The 7,032-nt window shown below is 45.4% G+C and carries 9 protein-coding genes; 8 read left to right on the top strand and 1 reads right to left on the bottom strand.

All coding sequences use genetic code 11. The features are described 5' to 3' along the window. From QZ375_RS09780 to QZ375_RS09760, 5 genes are all read left to right on the top strand, one after another. Window positions 1-935, top strand: a 935-nt coding sequence (locus QZ375_RS09780) for an amidoligase family protein (RefSeq protein WP_295218458.1), incomplete at its 5' end; no start/stop codon positions are given. Between the two features lie 91 nt (window positions 936-1,026). Beyond that, window positions 1,027-1,491 (top strand): gamma-glutamylcyclotransferase family protein, encoded by a 465-nt coding sequence (locus QZ375_RS09775; protein WP_295218456.1) that lies wholly within the window; start codon window positions 1,027-1,029, stop codon window positions 1,489-1,491. Continuing rightward, on the top strand, window positions 1,488-1,691 hold the full coding sequence (locus QZ375_RS09770) for a hypothetical protein (protein ID WP_295218453.1): 204 nt from the start codon (window positions 1,488-1,490) through the stop codon (window positions 1,689-1,691). The genes QZ375_RS09775 and QZ375_RS09770 overlap by 4 nt, the downstream gene beginning before the upstream one ends. 237 nt (window positions 1,692-1,928) lie before the next feature. Beyond that, complete coding sequence (locus tag QZ375_RS09765; RefSeq protein ID WP_295218450.1) at window positions 1,929-2,291, top strand: hypothetical protein; 363 nt, start codon at window positions 1,929-1,931, stop codon at window positions 2,289-2,291. A gap of 61 nt (window positions 2,292-2,352) precedes the next feature. After that, a complete protein-coding gene (locus tag QZ375_RS09760; protein ID WP_295218448.1) occupies window positions 2,353-2,709 on the top strand; it encodes a DUF3846 domain-containing protein in 357 nt (118 codons plus the stop codon). A 104-nt stretch (window positions 2,710-2,813) separates the two neighbouring features. Here QZ375_RS09760 and QZ375_RS09755 read toward each other — a convergent pair whose 3' ends face one another. Next, complete coding sequence (locus QZ375_RS09755; protein WP_295218461.1) at window positions 2,814-3,227, bottom strand: EamA family transporter; 414 nt, start codon at window positions 3,225-3,227, stop codon at window positions 2,814-2,816. A gap of 245 nt (window positions 3,228-3,472) precedes the next feature. On the opposite strand from QZ375_RS09755, the gene QZ375_RS09750 reads away from it, so the two are divergent. From QZ375_RS09750 to QZ375_RS09740, 3 genes are all read left to right on the top strand, one after another. Beyond that, the gene (locus QZ375_RS09750; RefSeq protein WP_295218446.1) at window positions 3,473-3,736 is read left to right on the top strand and encodes a hypothetical protein; all 264 of its coding nucleotides are present in this window, start codon (window positions 3,473-3,475) and stop codon (window positions 3,734-3,736) included. A 291-nt stretch (window positions 3,737-4,027) separates the two neighbouring features. Continuing rightward, window positions 4,028-4,252: a hypothetical protein gene (locus QZ375_RS09745; protein ID WP_295218444.1), complete on the top strand. Its 225-nt coding sequence runs from the start codon at window positions 4,028-4,030 to the stop codon at window positions 4,250-4,252. 146 nt (window positions 4,253-4,398) lie between these two features. Beyond that, on the top strand, window positions 4,399-7,020 hold the full coding sequence (locus QZ375_RS09740; RefSeq protein WP_295218441.1) for a terminase TerL endonuclease subunit: 2,622 nt from the start codon (window positions 4,399-4,401) through the stop codon (window positions 7,018-7,020). Window positions 7,021-7,032: the final 12 nt, after the last annotated feature.

Genomic DNA, 7,032 nt, shown 5'->3' with positions numbered 1-7,032 from the left:
AAAAGACAAGAAAGCAGATCGAAAACCTGAAAAACCAGACCATTGGCGTGGAGATTGAGATGAACCACATCACCAGAGACCGAGCCGCAAAAATTGCCGCCGACTTCTTCGAAACACGCCGATACGAAAACACCGCCGGCAGAAACGGCTATTGCACCTGGTCAGCCTGGGATGCACAGGGCAGAGAGTGGAAATTTCAAAGAGATGTTTCCATTGCAGGCCCTGACAGTGAAAAGTGCGAACTGGTGACACCGATTCTTCACTACGAGGATATTGAAACCTTGCAGGAGCTTGTTCGCCGACTGAGAAAAGCCGGAGCAGTCAGCCATGCAGGAATTGGGGCAGGGGTTCACATTCACATCGGTGCAAACGGCCACACACCGCAGACACTCCGCAACCTTGCAAACATCATGGCAAGCCATGAAAAACTGATTGCCGATGCCCTGAAAATTGACCAAGGCAGAATGAACCGCTACTGCAGAACGGTAAGTCCCGAATTCATCGAAAAGGTGAACAAGAAAAAGCCTGCAACCATGGCACAGCTTGCAGACCTTTGGTACACAGCAAACGGTGCAAACTACGGCAGAGACCACCATTACAATGACAGCCGATACCATATGCTGAACTTCCACGCAACCTTTACAAAGGGCACGATTGAATTCCGGCTTTTCCAGTTTGACAAGCCAACGGCGGAACGGAAAAACGGACTTCACGCCGGACAGCTAAAAAGCTACATTCAGCTTTGTCTTGCCCTTTCTGAAATGGCAAAGGAACTAAGAACAGCAAGTCCAAAACCACAGCAGACCGAAAACCCAAAGTTCGCCATGCGGACTTGGCTGATTCGACTGGGACTGGTTGGTGAAGAATTTGCCACAGCAAGAGATTTTCTGACCAGAAACCTAAGCGGCGATGCCGCATTCCGATTCGGCAGATAAAGGCATAGCCTTTTGCTACCAACCCATTCAGACCGCTCCGGCGGTCTTATGGTGGTGAAAGGGTATTCCTTTCGGAAAGGATTTGATTACGATGACAAAATTTTACCTTGCCTACGGCAGCAACCTGAACGTGCAGCAGATGCGATTCCGCTGTCCTGATGCCAAAGTGGTGGGAACGGCGAAAATCAAAGATTATCAGCTGCTGTTCAAGGGCAGCAAGACCGGTTCCTGTCTCACCATTGAAAAGAAAAAAGGCGGCATAGTTCCGGTTGCCGTCTGGGCAGTTTCAAAGCGTGATGAACTGGCTCTTGACCGCTACGAGGGATTCCCCGATTTTTACTACAAAACGGAAATGGAACTGCCGGTAAAATGCTGGAAAGACGACAAAACCAAAAAGCTGACAGCATTTGTGTACATCATGCACGAGAAGCGAAAGCTTGGGATTCCAAGCCACGCCTATGTGCAGACCTGCGTTCAGGGCTACCGTGATTTTGGCTTTGATTTAAAGCATCTGCGGCTTGCGTTCGACTTAAGTGAGAGGAAGTGTGGAAAATGAAAATGGCTGAAAAAGAAACCAGAATTTGTCCGCTTTGCGGCATAGAATATCATGGCGTTCCTGCGCTTTCCAGAACCGATAACCAGACGCTGATTTGTCCGGACTGTGGCAGCAGACAGGCGTTGGAAAGCATCGGCATTTCCAAAGAGGAACAGGAAAAGATTCTCTCCATTCTGCATCGGCACAATTCGGCTGAATAAGCCGCCACACCGCCCCACGTTCGCCGTTCTGATTTCCTCCGCAAAATAATTGCTTTCCACAGAACGGCGGCACACAGGGCAACAAAACGGCTCTTGTGCAAGCGTCAATCATACACAGTTTTCCCCCGCAATCTTTGTGTGATATATTCCTCTGAATATCGTTGACTTATTCCGGAAACAGAGGTAATATACATACAGCCAAAGGGCAAAAAACAACGAAACATGGAGGAAAACACTATGAAAACAATTGAACTTTTTGAACAGGCAGCCACAAAGGGAAACGAATTTTTCCGGGAAAACAACTTGAACCTGACCCTTTACTGGGCATACCGCAAAAGTAAGCAGAACGGAAACGAGCTGATTGATTTTCCAGAGGTCATCTGGGAAGAGGATATCGAACCAATCGCCGATTTTCTAAAAGCAAAGGGCATCACCGAGTTTACGATTTCCAGCACCTTCAGCAGCTTGATTCCTACCCTTGCCGCTTTTGAAAAGCAGGGATTTTACATGAATGGGCTGACCGAAGTGACAGCGGAGTATACCGATTTGATAACCGGTAAGCCGAAAATTATTCCTGCAATTCACATGAAGCTGAACTAAAAAGCAAAGAGCCAAGGGGCGGAAATCACCGCCCCGGTATGGCTCAGAAAAGGAGAAACCCATGCACATACTTATTGTTGAACCGGGCAAGCACCCAAGAGAAACCGATATTGATGGAAGCCTTGAATCACTTCAGAAAACGGTCGGCGGTTACATTCAGGCAATTTACCCATTTAAAGAGGCAGTTGCCCTTATCTGCGATGACGAGGCAAAGTTGAAATCCGATACCCAGTGGAACAGACTTCTTCCTGAAATTCATGATGTTATCAAAGGAACATTCTTCATTGCCGGACTTGGCAAGGAAGATTTCACAGACCTTTCCGCTGAACTTACAGAAAAGTACAAACAGCGTTTCTGGAACATCGAACTTTTCATTCCAACTCCCAACAGTCTGATGCCGATTGTGATAAGGGACTGACAGCCGCCACGTTCGCCTATAGCGGCAAGAGTCAGTGATTCCGAATACTAACCCAATGCAGAAACAAGCCCCACAAACGGCAATGTGGCGGCTTGTTTCTGATGTCACAGTACCATAACCAATGTACCAACAGCAATTAAAACACAACCAACCGCCGACTTCACGGTAAATTTCTCATGCAAAAATACAAACGCAAGAAGCAAAGTTATCACAACGCTGAGCTTATCAATTGGGACGACTTTAGATGCCTCTCCCATTTGTAATGCTTTATAATAGCAGAGCCAGGAAACACCGGTTGCAAGCCCGGATAAGATTAAAAATATCCAGCTTTTCCTTCCGATCTGTGTGATCCCTGACTGAGCATTGGTTAAGAAAACCATTCCCCATGCCATAACAAGAACAACAGCAGTTCTTATGGCTGTTGCAAGATTGGAATTTACACCATCAATTCCCACTTTTGCCAGAATAGAAGTCAACGCGGCAAAAACGGACGATAGGATTGCAAAAAGCAGCCACATAATCATACACCTTGATTCCGAATCAATTTTCTCTTCCAGTATATCACATATCCTTGGAAAAAGCAACCGGTATAAGACGCCGAATATCTCAATCAGCCTTGTCGGATACACACAATGACAGGGCTGTATTTTTGCCTGTTTTTCTGTACATCTAGCCGCTTGATATACTCCCGGAGGTATGGTAATATACACACAACGGAACGGGAAAACCGCACCGAAAAACAACCAAAACGGAGGAAACGAAAATGGAAAGAATCACAAAGGTAACAATTACATGGGCAGATGCAGAATGGGAATACGAACTGGAACTTGCCGGTTGGGAGGCGGAAAACTTCGACGAAAAATACGCCGAGGAATACGCCAGAGAGGATGCAGCAGAACAGGGTACGACCTTTGAAGAACTGATCAGCATCGACTACAAGACCGAAGAAATTGACGAAGAGGAACTTCGCAGAGAGCAGTACGAAGCCTGGGCAGAATTTATGTGGGAATGCGAGACCGGAAGATAAAGCCCTACAAAATAAAATAGCAAGGCCAGGGGCAGAAGGGCTGGGTGGCTCCTCCCGCCCCCTCTTTGGCCTGTGGGGGGACGTTTTTTTTCCTCCGAATCGTTTTCCCGCCGAAAGCACCGCCCCACAAAGAGCAACACAGCGGTTGCTATTGCCGTGGCTAATGTACACAATTCACTGCCTGCATCTTTGTGCAGTATATGATTCAAAATACCGTTGACTTATCTCCTGAAAAGAGGTAATATACATCATGCCGAAAGGCAAAAAGACACAAAAAAAGGAGCGAAAATTATGTGGGCAGAAGGAAGTATCAAAATCGGAACAAGCGTATTTCACTATTGGGTGAAGCATTACGAGGAGCCTTCCATTTACGGATGCGAGGAAGGCAGGGCATCAAAAATCATGCTGAAACGAAACGGTGAGATTGTATTCAACTTTGACAGAGGGCTGGATGTTCCGCTGGCGGATAGGGACACAGAAACTGCGCTGGCGGTTCTACTGAAAGAGTACAACTGAACACAGAACAATTCAAAAAAACCCGGAGCCGCAAGGCTCGGGCGGTCGTACAAAACACAGCAAGCAGCTGACTCCTGCAAGCTGTGACCAAAATATTTTAGAAAGACTTGCTTTTGGCAGGTCTTTTTTGTTGGGTGGTGATAAAAATGGCAAAATACAAACCGACAGAATTCATGGCAGAAGATTCAAGGTACGATAAAAAATCAGCAGATTACGCTGTAAATTTTATCGAATGCCTTAGTCATACCAAAGGAACATGGGCAGGAAAAAAGTTTGAATTGCTGGACTGGCAGGAACAGATTATCCGTGACCTTTTTGGTATTTTAAAACCGAACGGATATCGTCAGTTTAATACTGCGTACATTGAAATTCCCAAGAAAAACGGTAAGCAGCTGGCATTGAATACACCCATACCTACTCCGCACGGTTTTACAACAATGGCTGATATTCAGATTGGTGATGAATTGTTTGATGAGAAAGGTAACATCTGCCATGTTATTGCAAAAAGTCCTGTTGATTATGAAGAGCAAGGATACAAGATAAGATTTAAGGACGGAGAAACCATAGTTGCAGGAGCACGGCATTTGTGGACAGGCGAGCTTACAAATGGGAAAGTCAGAAAAACTAGCATTTCAACTGAAGATTTATATAATCGTTCCTGTGATTCCTGTGGATGTTATCGTTTCCGTATTCACATTGCAGATGCTATGAACATCGCTGAAAAAGAACTGCCTGTTGATCCATATCTTATGGGATATTGGTTAGGCAATGGAAATGCTGTTAAGCCGGAACTTACCATTCAAACTTGTGATATACCGGAAGTTTTAGATAGGATATGGCCATATCATAAGTTGAAAAGAAGATGGAAGAATACAGGTGATTCTGAGATATGTCCGGTCCCTGACTTGAAAGCTGTGCTGTTAAAATCATTCCACGATAAGAAAATACCAATAGAATATCTTCGTGCCTCTGTTTCACAGAGATTTTCTTTATTACAGGGACTTATGGATTCTGACGGAGCAATCAGCAATGTGCGGGGACAGGCAATCTATACTTCTACAGAAAAGGCACTTGCCGAAAGTGTGAGTGAATTGTTATGGAGCCTTGGTATCAAAAATGCAATCACTACCGCTGTTTCAACACAGAGAATTGACCGGACAAAGCCGAGCCGTGAATGTGGAAGAGTTGAAACAGGTGAAACTTTATACTATGTAAAATTTACAGCCTTTAATGATGTTCCTGTTGCAGGGCTGAAAAGAAAAATGAAAAATGCTGTAAAGAGAAATCCAGGATCACGCAGTCATTTCCGATATATTGATTCCATTGAGAAAATTGAAAATCCCGGAATGCAGTGCATTCAGGTTGATAGCCCATCGCATCTTTATTGTGTAGGACATTCATTTTTACCGACGCACAACAGTGAACTGGCGGCCGCCGTTGCGCTACTACTCACCTGTGGTGATGGTGAAGAACGAGCCGAGGTTTACGGCTGCGCCGCTGACCGACAGCAAGCCGCCATTGTATTTGATGTTGCAGCAGATATGGTGCGAATGTGTCCCGCACTGAATAAGCGTGTAAAAATTCTGACCTCACAAAAGCGTATCGTGTACATTCCAACTAACAGCTTTTATCAGGTACTTTCAGCTGAGGCTTACTCAAAACACGGATTCAACATTCACGGAGTTGTCTTTGATGAATTGCATACACAGCCAAACAGAAAACTTTTTGATGTAATGACCAAGGGCTCTGGTGATGCAAGAATGCAGCCACTTTATTTCCTTATCACCACGGCAGGAACAGACACCAACAGCATCTGCTATGAAGTACACCAAAAGGCAAAAGATATTATTGAGGGCAGAAAACATGACCCAACTTTTTATCCGGTAATTTATGGTGCAGATGAATCTGAGGACTGGACTGACCCGAAAGTATGGAAGAAAGCAAATCCAAGCCTTGACAAGACTATCGGAATGGATAAGGTTGTAGCTGCGTGTAATTCAGCAAAGGAAACTCCCGGCGAGGAGAACGCTTTCAGGCAACTCCGTCTGAATCAATGGGTAAAACAAGCTGTTCGCTGGATGCCTATGGAGAAATGGGATAAATGCAAAGTAGCGTTTGATGAAGATGACCTTGCAGGACGTGTCTGCTACGGTGGTCTTGACCTTTCCTCTACAACTGACATTACGGCATTCGTTCTTGTTTTTCCACCAACAGAGGATGATGAGCATTACTACGTTCTGCCTTACTTCTGGTTACCGGAAGAAACACTGCCTCTCCGTGTAAGGCGTGACCACGTTCCATATGATATTTGGGAACGGCAGGGTTACCTGAAAACTACTGAGGGCAACGTTGTCCACTACGGCTTTATCGAAAACTTCATCGATGAACTGGGACAGAAATTCAACATCAAAGAAATTGCATTTGATAGATGGGGTGCCGTGCAGATGTCGCAGAACCTTGATGGTCTTGGCTTTACAATGGTTCAGTTCGGGCAGGGTTACAAGGATATGTCACCGCCTACAAAAGAACTGATGAAACTGACCCTTGAACAGACCCTTGCTCATAACGGTCACCCGGTTCTACGGTGGATGATGGACAATATTTTCATAAGGCGTGACCCTGCCGGAAATATAAAGCCGGACAAAGAAAAATCCACAGAGAAAATTGACGGTGCTGTTGCCATGATTATGGCTCTCGACCGTGCAATTCGCTGTGGATGTGTTTCTGATGAGTCTGTTTATGATTCGAGGGAGATGCTGATTTTGTAGTTGTGGTTATCC

Origin of the sequence: Ruminococcus sp. (genome assembly GCF_019417665.1) — a bacterium.
In the GTDB taxonomy this organism is placed as follows: domain Bacteria; phylum Bacillota; class Clostridia; order Oscillospirales; family Ruminococcaceae; genus Ruminococcus_C.
This window is presented reverse-complemented; position numbering and strand designations above follow the sequence as displayed.